This window comes from Pseudomonas sp. D1-1, assembly GCF_051132225.1.
In the GTDB taxonomy this organism is placed as follows: Bacteria; Pseudomonadota; Gammaproteobacteria; order Pseudomonadales; family Pseudomonadaceae; genus Aquipseudomonas.
The window spans coordinates 2,547,832-2,561,040 of record NZ_CP071676.1; the positions used below are offsets into that span (position 1 = coordinate 2,547,832).

Genomic DNA, 13,209 nt, shown 5'->3' on the forward strand with positions numbered 1-13,209 from the left:
TTTTCTTCACGACAGGGATTTTTATGACGATGGCTGAGAAAAATCATGTCGACTGGCTGGTCGAACAATCGATGCTCCACGCGGCGCGGCAGCGGGCCAAGCTCTATTCGGGGCAAGGACGCTTGTGGCAGCAGCCCTATGCGCACACCCGGCCCCGTGATGCTTCAGCGCTTTCCTCTGTGTGGTTTACCGCATACCCAGCCTCCATCGTCACCCGGGAAAATGGCACGGTGCTCGAGGCATTGGGCGACGAAACCTTGTGGCACGCCTTGTCGAAAATCGGCATCCAGGGCATCCACAATGGTCCGCTGAAAAGATCCGGCGGCCTGCGCGGCACTGACTACACGCCAACCATCGATGGCAATTTCGACCGTATCAGCTTCGACATCGACCCTGAGCTGGGCACCGACGCTCAACTCCAGGCACTGACCCGCATGGCCGCTGCACACAACGCGGTGGTCATCGACGACGTCATCCCGTCCCACACCGGCAAGGGCGCCGATTTTCGCCTGGCGGAGATGGCTTACGAAGACTATCCGGGCCTCTACCACATGGTGGAAATTCGCGAGGAAGACTGGCCGCTGCTGCCCGAGGTCGGGGAGGGGCGTGATGCCCAGAACCTCACCGCGCAGCAGGTGGATGCCCTGCGGGACAAGCACTACATCGTCGGCCAGTTGCAGCGAGTGATTTTCTTCGAGCCTGGCGTCAAGGAAACCGACTGGAGCGCGACGCCGATCATCCTGGGCGTCGACGGCAAGCCACGGCGTTGGGTTTACCTGCACTATTTCAAGGAAGGGCAGCCGTCGCTGAACTGGCTGGACCCGACCTTTGCCGCGCAGCAGATGATCATTGGCGATGCGCTGCACGCCATCGATGTCATGGGGGCGAAAATCCTCCGGCTGGACGCCAACGGATTCCTCGGCGTGGAGCGCAAGCTCGATGGCACCGCCTGGTCCGAAAGCCATCCGCTGTCGATCACCGGCAACCAGTTGCTCGGCGGGGCGATTCGCAAGGCCGGCGGTTTCAGCTTCCAGGAATTGAACCTGACCCTCGACGACATTGCCGCCATGTCCCACGGCGGGGCGGACCTGTCTTACGACTTCATCACCCGACCGGCCTACCAGCACGCCCTGCTGATGGGCGACACCGAATTCCTGCGCTTGATGCTGCGCCAGATGCACAGCTTCGGCATCGACCCGGGCTCGCTGATCCACGCCTTGCAGAATCACGATGAACTGACCCTGGAGCTGGTGCACTTCTGGACGCTGCATGCCCACGACACCTACCTGTATCAAGGCCAGACGTTTCCCGGCAGCATCCTGCGCGAGCACATCCGCGAGCAGATGTATGAACGCTTGTCCGGCGAGCATGCGCCTTACAACCTGAAATTCGTCACCAACGGCGTGTCTTGCACCACGGCGAGCATCATCACCGCCGCCCTGGGCATTCGCGACCTCGACGCGATCACAGCGGCCGATATCCAGCAGATTCGCCAGGTGCATCTGCTGCTGGTGATGTTCAACGCCATGCAACCGGGCGTGTTCGCCTTGTCTGGCTGGGATCTGGTGGGAGCGTTGCCGTTGCCGGCGGAACAGGTCGAGCACCTGATGCGCGACGGCGACACGCGCTGGATTCATCGCGGTGCCTACGACCTGGTCGACCTCAACCCGGAAGCGCCGCTGTCAGCCGGGCAGATGCCACGTCCAAAGACCTTGTACGGCAGCCTGCCGAGCCAGTTGAAGGATCCGGATTCGTTCGCCTCGCAATTGCGCAGGATCCTGGCCGCGCGCCGCGCCTACGACATCGCGGCGAGCCGCCAGATCCTCATCCCGGACGTCGAGCATCCGGGGCTGCTGATCATGGTTCACGAACTGCCAGCCGGCAAAGGCACGCAGATCACCGCGCTGAACTTCGGTTCGACGCCGATCACCGAAACCCTGCACCTGCCAGGTATCGCACCGGGGCCGGTGGTGGACATCATCAATGAGCGGGTCGAAGGGGATCTCACGCCCGAGGGTGAGTTCACCATTACTCTGGATGCGTTCGAGGGGTTGGCGCTGCGGGTGGTGAGCAGTTCGCCGATGATCTAGCCGGGCCCGGCAGGCTCAACGGGGCTTGGTCCAATATCGGCCGACGGCCCCCGGTGATCCCTGCACGGGGTCCCGATCAGGAAACGGTAGCGCGTCGATGTTTGCCAGTTGCGCCGCGCTCGGCGCTTCCCGGCAGATGTCGGCCTGCTGGCCCGGTGGATACGCTCCGACGACCAGGAAATCTTCGCTGGAACCCAGGTTGCAATGCCCGGTGCCAGCAGGCAGCAGCAACACGTCGCCTGCCTGGACGCCGATCACTTGGCCATCGGGGCCGCCGATCATCAAGCGCGCCTGACCGCTGGCGACGCCCAGGACTTCGTGGCCCTCCGTGTGGTAATGGTGGAAATCGTAGATCCCGTAGCGCCATTGCGGCGGCCAGCCGTTGCTGCGAAACATCTCTTCCAGCTGGGCGGCCAGGTCACCTGCCTGGGCAGTCATCGCGTCACGGTAGATGATCACCGGCAGGCGCGGGTGGTTGGGTACCCAATCGTTGCGTTCCAGCATCAGGGTCTGAATGGACTCCGATGCCGAGTTCAGTGTGCTCATCGATACATCTCCATCGCTGTAGCCGAACCCAGGAATGTGGGAGCGAGCCTGCTCGCGAATCGGTGTGACAGACGACACTGATGTCGAATGTGCCGCCGTCTTCGCGAGCAGGCTCGCTCCCACAGAATCTAATGGGCTAGACGATGTTTGCGATGCGAGAGTTCAACGTCGCTGACCGGTGCCGCTCGTCAACGCTTCTCCTTCATGATCCGCTCGACTTCGCCCGATGCCTTGAGCGCTTCAAACGCGCGCTGGGCACGGGCGACCGTTTCGTCCGGTGTGCTCAGGCTGAAAGCCAGGTAGACCCGGTGGGGCTGCTCGTCGAGGGCATAGACTTCCTCCAGCTGATTGAAATCCATCTGGGCATCCTGGCTCATCAGGCGTGCCGTGTTCTCCGGCATCGGCACCAGTTGGACCTGACGGTTCAACAGTTTCTGGAAGTTGTCGTGGTTGTTCGCCGACACGACCAGACGACTGAAGCCACGTTCTTGCAGATAGATCTGCTTGGCGTCATTGCGTATCACGCCGATGCTGTACTGCTTGGCCTCTTCAAGGTTGCGGACAGTGATGGGGTCGGCGTCGCGCAGCTTGTAGAGCCGGCTGGTGGAACGATGGATTTCACCGACCCACTTGAACAGCTGCTCCCGGGCCGGGGTGCGATCCAGTGGGAAAATCAGCACGTTGGGTTCGCGCAAGGCCATCTCATAAGCCCGCGCCCAGGGATACAGCGCCATGCGGAAATCGCTGAGGTTGGCCTGTTGCAGCGTGTCGGACGCAATATGGATACCGGGGCCGACGAGTTTGTCATCGCGCAGATACGCGTAAAGCGAGTCCTCGGTCACGACCTCGATCATTTCGGCCTGGCTTGTGAGGCTGATCAAGGCCAGGAGTACGCAGGAGCAGAGCAGCAGAGAGTGGCGCATACAGACCTCGACGTTGGCGGATCTTCAGAGGGAGACGCGGTTGCGTCCCTGGTGCTTGGCCCGGTACAGCGCCTGGTCGGCGCGTTGCATCAGTGGATCGAAATGATCCATGATCTCGGGGTCCAGCTCGGCGACGCCGATGCTCAGTGTGACGAAGGGCGAGACCGATGAGCCGCTGTGAGGCAGCTTGCGTTCGGCCAGGGCGGCGCGCAGCCTCTCGGCCGCCTCGCAGGCCTGCTGCGCGTCGATGTTGGGCAGCACGACGACGAACTCTTCGCCACCCACCCGTGCGGTCAGCTCGCCGGAGCGCCCGAACACGTCACGCAGGGTTTCGGCTATCTGTTGCAGGCACAGGTCGCCGTTCATGTGGCCGTAGGTGTCGTTGTAGATCTTGAAAAAATCCACGTCGCACATGAGCACCGCCAGCGGCGTCCTATGACGCATGGCGCGGCGGAATTCGACTTCCTTCAGTTCGTCGAAGTGGCGACGGTTGGCCAGGCCGGTCAAGGCGTCGTGGCGGGACAAGGCTTCGAGGGCCTGGTTGGCGGCCTTGAGTTCCGCCGTGCGCGCCTCGACCAGTTCGACCAGTTGATCGCGGCTGGCGGCGATCGCCAGTTCGTCCGAACGCTGGCGTTCCAGGTGCGCGTGGAGATTGTCCTGCAGTTCGTTGACCTGGGTTTCGAGCAGGCTCAGTTCGTCCTGGCGGTTGACCGAGCGCTGCAATTTGAGGTGACGCTTGAGAGTTTGCGGAGCGAGCTCACCCAAATGCCGGGCAATATGCACCACATGGATGGTCACCAGGCGGTTGAACATGGTCATGACCAGCCCGGCCAGGAGCATCGATTGGATGATTTGCGTAATGACGATGGTGCGCGCTTCGCCCCACAGGCGCTTCCAGAGCAGTTGGTTATCGCCCTCGATGATCAGCTCGCCGACTTTTTCATGGGCGCCGAGATAGGGTTGCGCGATGAGCTGGCGCTGCAACACCGGTGCCGAGCCGGCGTTACCGCTGGTGTAGCGGTTGAGTTCGATGATTTCCGGTGAGCGGCCGGGCCGCAGGACATTCAGGACCACGCGTCCGACCGGCGCGGCACTGGCGACACTGTTGAGCTGCTTGTCCAGGGACTCGCGATCCATTTCCCAGATGGCATGGGCCAGGGTGTCCTGGAACACTTGGTCGATCAGCCCCAGCTCGGAATTCATCTCCGCCAGGTTGCTTTCCCAGGCCAGCCAGGTGCGCCATGTCACCATCGCCACGGTGAAAATCAGACAGAACAGCAGCGTCGCGAGCACCAGTCGACGCCCCAGGGAGCTGAGGGCCTTGGCCTGTGGTCGTTGAAAGGGCGCCGGGGCGAAGTTGCCGTCCATCTCATAACCACTTGCGCGCGATGGCATCGTAGACGCCGTTGCGACGAATGGCCTCCAGGCCGGCGCGGAATTTCTCGACGGTTTGCGCCGGCGTGTTGCGGCTGAATGCCATGTTCAAGCCGTCGGCGCTGCTCAGTTCGGGCAGCGGCAATGACCGGATGAGGACTTTTTCCGGGTCTTCGCCATTCTGCCGAGTCAGGTACAGCGCGTTGAGTTCGTTGGAAATCCACAACTCCACATGGTCGACCTTGAGCTTGCGGTAGTTGTGTTCGTATCGGGTGCTCGATTGCAGATCTTTGCCGATGCGGAATCCCTTCGAGACCAGGTATTGCTCGCCGACATCCTGATTGACGGTCGCGATCTGGTGCCCATGGGCGTCGGCCAGGGAGTTGAGCTTCACTGGCCGCTCAGCCAGGGAGTAGATGTACCACTGGGTCGGGGCGATGGCGCCGATCCACTGGAAAAGCGCTTCGCGTGCGGGCGTGCGGACGATCGAATAGATCAGGACATTGCTTTCATTGAGCGCCAACTCGTACGCGCGGGCCCAGGGCATGGGCTGGATCGACGCCTGGACGCCGATTTCCTTGAGCACGGCCTCGACGACCTCGGTGCTCATGCCGGTCACGCGTCCGTTCTGCGTCATGTTGTAGGGCGGCAACTCCTCCGTGACGATGCGCAGCGGCGGCTCAGCCGCGATGGCCAACGCCGACCCACCTGCAAGCAGGAGCATCAGGACGCCAGACATCAGTAAGCGGTTAAGCTGCAAAGCCATTGATCATCACCCTATGCGACCAGCAGAGCCTGACGAGGCCGGAGGGCCGCCGTCACACAGGTTATCGGCCAGGTGGGGGGCTGCTTGAGGAGAGCGTTCGATTGTCGGGGCTGACGGCTCTATCCCGTGGTCGCCAGAACCACCGTCGGTGAACCTTGCGTCGATACAGCACTCACTTGTCAGGTAGTTGGCTCGGCTGAGCCGACTGTTTTTTGCCGATAAGGAATTCGCATGGACCAGATTTCGAGCCCGCATGTCCTCCCCGTCGAACGCGAATTCAGTCCGCGCGCGGTCATCACGGGGATCGTGCTTGGCATCCTCCTGACGCCCTCCAATGTCTATGCCGGATTAAAAATCGGCTGGTCGTTCAACATGTCGATCATTGCCTTGCTGGTCGGCTACGGCATCTGGCAAGGCCTGGCCAAACGCTCGGCCGCGGGGCTGCCGTGGACGTTGCACGAAAGCAACATCAACCAGACCGTTGCGTCGGCAGCGGCGTCGATCATCTCCGGCGGGCTGGTCGCGCCCATTCCGGCGTACACCTTGCTGACCGGCCAGCAACTGGACCCGGTGCCGATGATTGCCTGGGTATTTTCGGTGAGCTTCCTGGGCATCTGGATTGCCTGGTACCTGCGGCCGTCATTGCTCAATGACAAGGCGCTGAGGTTCCCCGAAGGCATGGCGACCCTGGAAACCCTCCTGCACATCTACAACCATGGCCAGGAAGCCGCGACGCGGCTCAAGGTGCTGCTCGGCGCGGCGCTGCTGTCCGGGCTCGCCAAGTGGGTGGATACGTTTTGGTGGACCATCCCGCGTTGGTCGCCGAGCGCCCAACTGGAGCGCCTGACCTTTACCGCAGACCCTTCGCTGTTGCTGGTGGGGTTCGGCGGCATCATCGGCATCCGCGTCGGCTTGACCCTGCTGCTCGGCGCGCTGCTGGCGTGGGGCGGGTTGGCGCCGTGGCTGCTGGAAAATGGCCTGGTGCAGTTACCGCCCGGCAGCAGTGGACCGCAATTTGCGGTGCTGGTGGAGTGGCTGCTGTGGCCGGGGGTGAGCCTGATGGTCTGCTCGACGCTGGCTTCCCTGGCGATTCGCCTGTGGGCCTTGCACGGTTCCACCAAGGCCAGCGGCGCGGCGACCTGGGTGGTTCCCAAGGCCGGCCCCGCCCTCGGTTTCCTGTTGGCGATCTTTCTGGTGGTAAGCCTGCAAGCGCTGTTGTTCGGCATCAATCCGTGGATGGCGCTGCTGACCATCCCCTTGGCCATCTGCCTGGCGGCGGTGGCGGCCCGTGTGGTTGGCGCCACGGGTATTCCGCCTATCGGTGCCATCGGGCAACTGTCCCAGTTGAGTTTCGGCATCGTCGCCCCGGGCCAGGTGCCGATCAATCTGATGAGTGCCAATACCGCCGGCGGTTCGGCCGGGCAATGCACAGATTTGATGAACGATTTCAAGGTGGGCCGAGCGATCGGCGCCACGCCGCGCAAACAACTGCAGGCGCAGACCCTGGGAATCTTCATCGGCAGCATCGTCGGCGTGCTGGCCTATCTGGCGCTGATCCCGGACCCCCAGACCATGCTGCTCACCGAAGAGTGGCCGGCCCCGGCGGTCGCCACCTGGAAGGCCGTGGCACAGACCCTCACCCATGGCCTGGACTCACTGTCAGCCAGCATCCGCTGGGCGATTTTCATCGGCGCCATCGCCGGCTTGCTGCTGGGCATCCTCGACAGCCTGCTGCCGGCCCATCGGGCCCGCTACCTGCCAAGCACGGCGGCCTTGGGCCTGGCCTTTGTCCTGCCGGCCTCGGTATCGCTGATGATGGCCCTCGGCGCCGTACTCACCTGGCTGGTGAGCTGCCGCTGGCCAAGCCTCACGGAACGCTTCGCTATTACGGCGGCGGCGGGGTTGATTGCGGGGGAGAGCATTACCGGGGTAGGGGCGTCGTTGTGGGAGATGGTTGGGAATATGTGAGTAGGGGTATCTATGAGTGGCAGCTTACATGTGTCTGCAACCCACCGTGGCGAGGGAGCTTGCTCCCGCTGGGCTGCGCAGCAGCCCCCCCTTGGTGTGCCCGGCTGATCACGCAGAATGTTTTGGGGCCGCTTCGCGACCCAGCGGGAGCAAGCTCCCTCGCCACGGAAAACGGTTTGGCGGTGCAGTAGAGGTTCGCATTCTTTGGCCGATATTCTTGGGCATCGAAACTGTCAAAGCCCTAATTCTAATTCTAATTCTCAATCTCGGATCTATACCTGATTAAAGAGTTTAATAGTATTTGCATAAATCTACGTTGATCCCGAACGTCCTCATCAAAATACGTATCCAATTTTAAGAAAACTCTATCAAAGCTATCATTGTTCTCGAGGAAATAGCTGAGAGTGTCAATCAACAAAATACGTTCCTTCGGACTGTAAAATAGGAACTCCGGGCGAACCAGCAAATCGAATAGCTGCCCAAGCTCTTCATCATTATTAACGTTTTTTGAAGTTATTATTTCCTCGCGCGCCACGTCATGGGTGTTTTCAATGCTGAAGACAAAAAGTAACGCCCAGATGTCATGCAAATCATATGGCTTTTTCATATCTCCGATCCTGTATAAGCTGTTTTTGGTAGGCCATTCCTATCAAGGATAACTATCGCCTTGGTTTGTTGACCATATTCCAGATTTTCTCGTTTATAACCCTCACCAATTGTCCGTGTCATTTCAATTGGCTTTCTAGATGCAGCCATGCCTGCGTGTCTGAAAATAAGTTGAGCCCGATGAATAGCATTGATTTGGTCGCGATGACTGAAAAAACGAGTTGCTGCAGATGGAATCGCAGGCTGACCTATATTTCTTCCGCTTCTATAAACATCGATTTCCCCAGTCCCAGGATTTCGCCCTGTCGTTACACGCTCCAGCTGAGCATCCGCCGTAGTTTGAGCACCATGTTTCTGCAGGAAGTGCGCGCCGTCGATTGATCGCTCCATCTCGTCCAAACGCCGATAGGCATTCGCTTCCGCCAACGCATCAATCCGCGCCCGACGCTGCTCCGCCGTCATCGGCAGCGCCGGCTCACCCTCATCCACTCCAACCTTAGCCGCCGGATCCTGCTCCCCAACCGCCGGCTTCTTACATCCGTCCCCCGGGCAATCTTCCAACCCCAACGGATCCACCCACCCCGTCGGGTTCAGGGTGTACCGGTACCCATTGAGCCCACCCGCCAGCTTGCTCGGGTCAGGCGTGAGATACCGCCCCGTGTCCGGATTGTAGTAGCGATGCCGGTTGTAGTGCAGGCCGCTTTCCAGGTCGTGGTATTGGCCTTGGAAGCGCAACGGCTGGGTCAGTTGCTTGCCGGCGCCGTGGGCCAGCTTGGTGAGTTTGCCGTAGCCGGTGTAGCGCGCCGCCCAGACGACTTCGCCCTGGTGACTGGTCAGTTCCTGCGGTGTGCCGAGGTGGTCGTTGTGGTAGTAGAACGGCGTGGCGTTTTTTGGGCCTTGGCCTTCGAGCAGGGCGAGGGGGCGGAAGGTGCCGGGCTCGTAGACGTAGCTTTGGTAATGATGGTCGCTGCTTTCGGCGATGAGCTGGTCGCCTTGCCAGATGAATTCGGTGGTCTGGCCGTCCACGGTCTTTTCGATGCGTCGGCCGAAGGCGTCGTAGCGGTAGGACGTTTCGTTGCCTTCCGGGGTGGTGAGGCCGATAAGGCGGTGCTGGCTGTCGTAGCGGTATTCGGTGATCAGGCACTGGGTTTTACCGCGGCGCTCGCGGACCAGGTTGCCGTAGGCGTCGTAGTCGTAGTGGCGATCGCCCTCCATCAGCAGGCGGTTGCCCTTGAGGGTGGTCGGGCCGGGGCGGTCGTGCAGCAGCAGGTTGCCGGCCGGGTCGTGGGAAAAGTGCTCGGGGGGCTGGCTGTGGGCGTAGTCGATGCGCAGCAGGCGATCTTGCGGGTCGTAGTGGTAGGCGCGTCGGTTTCGGTTGTCGGACAGCGTGGCGAGGTTGCCGTTGGCGCTGTAGGAATAGTCGCGCCAGAACAATTGCTTCTGCTGGGTCTGCCATACGGTCTGGGCCTTGAGGCGGCCCTGTTCGTCGTAGTTGTAGTCGCTGAGCAGCAGGCCTTGCTGGCGCTGGCGTTCGCGGGTGCCGGTGAAGCGGTGTTCGGTCAGGCACTGGCCGTTGAGGTCGATGGCTAGCAGCGCGCCGCCATAGAGGTGGCGGTAGTCGAGGGTGCTGCGGTCGGGCAGGCGGCAGTAGGTCAGCCGGCCGGCCTCGTCGTAGCGATAGTGCAGGGTGGCCCAGCCCTGGTGTTCGGCGACGAGGCGGTCCTGGTTGTCGTATTCGTAGGCCAGCGGCCAGTGGCCGTCGTCGACGCTGACCAGCCGGCCGAGGGCGTCGTAGCGGTACTCGACCGGTTTGCCGTCGGGCAAGGTCTTGCGCAACAGGCGGCCAGCGCTGTCGCGCTGATAAGCGGTGAGCCGCTGGCTGCCATCGGCACCGAACTCGGTCTTTTCCAGCAGGTGGCCGTTGAGGTCGTAGGCGTAGCCGGTGCGCTGGCCGTCGAAGCCGGTTTCCTGTCGGATCAATCCGTTGGGCGTGTAGGCCAACTGATATTTTTCGCCGGCCTCGTTCTCGATTTCGGTGAGCAGCAGCCGCGCCGAGTCGTAGCGATACTTCAGTTCGCTGCCATCGGGATTGAGCCGCCGGCTGATCAGGTGCAGATCGTCGGCGTATTCGTAGCGGGTGATGCGCCCCAGTTCGTCGCGTTCGGCGGTGACCTTGCCGTAGGCGTTGTAGCTCCAGGCGCGGGTGGCGCCGGTGGGCAGGGTGGTTTGCAGCAAGCGGCCGACGGCATCCCACTGGTAGTGGGTAATCGCGCCATGTTCGTCCTTGCGGGTCAGCAGCCGCCCCAACGTGTCGTAGGAAAAACTCCGCTGGCTGTCGTCGGGCAGGGTTTCTTCAGTCAGCTGGCCTTGGCTATTGCGGACAAAATGATGGGTGCCGCCGTCCGGGTAGCGTATCGAGAGCAGTTGCCCCTGGGCGTCATAGGCGTATCGGGTGCTGTGACGATCCGGGTCGATGGCCTCGACCACATCGCCCTGGGCATTACGCCGGTAGGTCCACACGGCTTTGCCGCGCTGTCGGGCGTGCAGGAAACCGTTGCGGTATTCGTAGGACGTGGGCTCGCCTTCAGGCGGAATCAGCGCCACCAGCCGTCCGGCTTCGTCGTAGCGGTATTCGGTGACCGCGCCCAGCGGATCCTGCTCGGCGGTCAGCCGACCCTGCTCGTCATAAGCCTTGAGCTGTTCGCCGCCAACGGGATCGACCTGGCGCACCAGCCGCGCACGGTCGTCGTGGACGTACACCTCCTGGCTGCCGTCCCGATGCCGGACCGTGACGCTGCCGTCTTCGCCCCAGCTGTAGTGGCTGTCCATCTGCGCGAACGACGCCCTGTGCCGCACACAGCGCGCCGCCGGGCCGAGGCCTTGCCATTCCCAGTAGAAACTTGCGCCGCCGGCCAGTTGCCGCTGGAGGATGACGTGCTGGTCGTCGTAGTCGTAGCGCTCGCTTTCGCCAGCGGCATTGGTCGCCTCTACCAGTCGGAAACGGCCGTCGTAGCGGTAGGTCACCAGCGTCTGTTCGGTGCGCCAGGCATCGTCCGGATGCTGTTTCGGGTCAAAACTCTGATAGTCGATGGCAACCAGGTGGCGATGCTCGTAGCGCAACCGCAGACCGCGCCGGGCGCCGTTGTCCAGGCGGCTGATGTCGCCGTAGATGTTGCGCTGGACGGTCAGACGGTTGTCGTACCGATCGCTCAGCGCCGTCAGATGACCGTCGCGAAAGTGCAGGAAAGGGGCGTCTTCGCCGGGCTGGGCGATGATCAGTTCGTCCGGCTCGCAGCTCAGGTAGATCGCCGCGCGGGCCAGGCTGTTGTGGATCGCCGGGCGTTGCAGGTTGGGGCGAGGGAAGGTGGTGCGGCGGTTTTCCTGATCAATCCAGGTCACCTGTTCGCCCTCGATCACCAGGCGATGGGCCAGGCCATGGCTCCAGCCACGGCCGAGGCCGACGTCCAGCTCGGCGGCGCTGGTGCGATAGAGACGGGTGAAGACGAAGGGCAAGCGCCCGTCGAGGGTGCCGTCCTCCAGGGTCAGCAGTTCCTCGCCAGTGACCATCGACACCGGACAGCCGTCGGTGCGGGTCTGGGCGGCGCTGTCGGCGGGGTCGCCGTTGGGGTTTTTCGATGGGGTGGGGGCGTCGTCGTGGGCTTCGTCTTTTTTCAGCGTGGTGTTGCGCTGCGCGTCCCAGCGCAATTGCATCCGGCCTTTTTTCACGCCAGCGGCGATGCCTCGCGCCGCCACGGTTTTGTAGCGGTCCACGTAGGCCATGAACCCGTTCACCACCGCGAAGATCGCCCGGATGAAACGCGTCATCGCGTCCAGTAGCCGGGCGCTGTGCCGGACCAGGCGCATCGACAGGTAGGCAATCCCGGCGCCCGCCCCGGCGAAGGTCAATACCACGCCGATCAGCAGGTCGATCACCAGCTGCACGACTACCATGGACAACGCTTCGGCCGTGCCGCCGGCCACTTCGCTGGGCGGCAGCATGTCCAGCCAGAGACTCGCGGTGCGCACCAGCAGGCACAGCGCCGCTTCGTCGCTGGCGAGCAACTGCAGCTTGGCCATGATCTGCGGGGACGACTCGGCAAGTTCGATCAGGTCCGCCGCACCGCTGCCCAATTGATCGCCAAACCGGCTCGGGTCCTTGAGGATGTCCGAGAGCAAGCTGATGCTGTCCCAAACGCCCTCGATGGCCGCCCAACCGCCGGCGAGCAGGCCATTGCCCACCGCGGCCGCCGACGATTGCTGCGCCCATTGCGGCTTGAAAACCTGCCATTCGCTACGCAGCCAGTCCGTCAGATCAGCAGTCAGGCCGTTGTAGGAAGAAAACAGGTCCTCGATCTGCCTGGGGGTGACTTCGCTTTGAACGTGAACCCGGTAGTAGCGACCCGCTTCGCCTTTGAAGGTCCCGACGCCCTGGGCATTCAGCTGGACGGGGGTGACCTCGCCGCTGTCCACCGACACTACATCCACCACGATGTCGCCGAGCGGAATGTCGTACACCGACTCGAGCTTGCTCTCGATCGTCAGGACCCCACCCTTGGGGCATCGAGCGACGGTCGAGTGAAAATCACTGTCGCGGCTGCTGACCGTCGTGGCGTTGCCACCAAAAAGAAGCACCCGTTCCATGCCCATCAGCGAAGGCAAGTCGGCCGCCTGGCTGGCCCGGTCCGCCGCACGGGCGTACCAGCGGTCGAGTTGTTCGCGGTAGAGGGAAAGGCTGTCTTTGAAGCTGTCGAGTTCCGCCTCGATGCGGCGCACCTGATCCATCAGGAAGCGGTCTGATCAGCGGCCAGCAGGAAAAATCGGTCGAACATGGGCAGGCGTCTCGCGAAAAATCGGGGTGCGCGAGACTTTGCCGAGGAAGGCTAGGGAAATAAGTCAGACAAGGAGACGGGTGATGTAGGAGGCTTCTTTAAGTGCT

8 protein-coding genes are annotated in these 13,209 nt (G+C 62.2%); 2 read left to right on the plus strand and 6 right to left on the minus strand.

Annotated elements, in window-relative coordinates; translation table 11 throughout:
• Positions 1-23 precede the first annotated feature (23 nt).
• Positions 24-2,090: a maltose alpha-D-glucosyltransferase gene (gene treS / locus J3P86_RS11690; protein WP_434700341.1), complete on the plus strand. Its 2,067-nt coding sequence runs from the start codon at positions 24-26 to the stop codon at positions 2,088-2,090.
• Positions 2,091-2,105: 15 nt separating this feature from the next.
• Here the strand turns inward: treS and J3P86_RS11695 are convergent, their stop codons facing one another.
• The 4 genes from J3P86_RS11695 to J3P86_RS11710 all read right to left on the minus strand — a co-directional run bounded on the left by J3P86_RS11695 (position 2,106) and on the right by J3P86_RS11710 (position 5,699).
• Positions 2,106-2,636: a cupin gene (locus J3P86_RS11695; RefSeq protein WP_434652083.1), complete on the minus strand. Its 531-nt coding sequence runs from the start codon at positions 2,634-2,636 to the stop codon at positions 2,106-2,108.
• A gap of 188 nt (positions 2,637-2,824) precedes the next feature.
• Positions 2,825-3,559 carry a substrate-binding periplasmic protein gene (locus J3P86_RS11700; RefSeq protein ID WP_434700343.1) on the minus strand — a complete coding sequence of 245 codons (735 nt, stop codon included), beginning with the start codon at positions 3,557-3,559 and terminating at the stop codon, positions 2,825-2,827.
• Between the two features lie 24 nt (positions 3,560-3,583).
• On the minus strand, positions 3,584-4,927 hold the full coding sequence (locus J3P86_RS11705; protein WP_434700632.1) for a GGDEF domain-containing protein: 1,344 nt from the start codon (positions 4,925-4,927) through the stop codon (positions 3,584-3,586).
• Between the two features lies 1 nt (position 4,928).
• Complete coding sequence (locus J3P86_RS11710; RefSeq protein WP_434700344.1) at positions 4,929-5,699, minus strand: substrate-binding periplasmic protein; 771 nt, start codon at positions 5,697-5,699, stop codon at positions 4,929-4,931.
• A 231-nt stretch (positions 5,700-5,930) separates the two neighbouring features.
• On the opposite strand from J3P86_RS11710, the gene J3P86_RS11715 reads away from it, so the two are divergent.
• Positions 5,931-7,667 (plus strand): OPT family oligopeptide transporter, encoded by a 1,737-nt coding sequence (locus tag J3P86_RS11715; RefSeq protein ID WP_434700346.1) that lies wholly within the window; start codon positions 5,931-5,933, stop codon positions 7,665-7,667.
• Positions 7,668-7,920: 253 nt separating this feature from the next.
• Here J3P86_RS11715 and J3P86_RS11720 read toward each other — a convergent pair whose 3' ends face one another.
• Positions 7,921-8,274 (minus strand): hypothetical protein, encoded by a 354-nt coding sequence (locus tag J3P86_RS11720; RefSeq protein ID WP_434700348.1) that lies wholly within the window; start codon positions 8,272-8,274, stop codon positions 7,921-7,923.
• The gene (locus J3P86_RS11725; RefSeq protein ID WP_434700349.1) at positions 8,271-13,055 is read right to left on the minus strand and encodes an RHS repeat-associated core domain-containing protein; all 4,785 of its coding nucleotides are present in this window, start codon (positions 13,053-13,055) and stop codon (positions 8,271-8,273) included. The genes J3P86_RS11720 and J3P86_RS11725 overlap by 4 nt, the downstream gene beginning before the upstream one ends.
• Between the last annotated feature and the right edge of the window lie 154 nt (positions 13,056-13,209).

Excerpts from the sequence above, each read along its gene's own strand:
- J3P86_RS11720 (WP_434700348.1), bottom strand. The coding sequence starts at position 8,274 with ATGAAAAAGCCATATGATTTGCATGACATCTGGGCGTTACTTTTTGTC.
- J3P86_RS11710 (WP_434700344.1), bottom strand. The coding sequence starts at position 5,699 with ATGGCTTTGCAGCTTAACCGCTTACTGATGTCTGGCGTCCTGATGCTC.
- treS (WP_434700341.1), top strand. The coding sequence starts at position 24 with ATGACGATGGCTGAGAAAAATCATGTCGACTGGCTGGTCGAACAATCG.
- J3P86_RS11715 (WP_434700346.1), top strand. The coding sequence starts at position 5,931 with ATGGACCAGATTTCGAGCCCGCATGTCCTCCCCGTCGAACGCGAATTC.
- J3P86_RS11695 (WP_434652083.1), bottom strand. The coding sequence starts at position 2,636 with ATGAGCACACTGAACTCGGCATCGGAGTCCATTCAGACCCTGATGCTG.
- J3P86_RS11700 (WP_434700343.1), bottom strand. The coding sequence starts at position 3,559 with ATGCGCCACTCTCTGCTGCTCTGCTCCTGCGTACTCCTGGCCTTGATC.
- J3P86_RS11705 (WP_434700632.1), bottom strand. The coding sequence starts at position 4,927 with ATGGACGGCAACTTCGCCCCGGCGCCCTTTCAACGACCACAGGCCAAG.
- J3P86_RS11725 (WP_434700349.1), bottom strand. The coding sequence starts at position 13,055 with ATGGATCAGGTGCGCCGCATCGAGGCGGAACTCGACAGCTTCAAAGAC.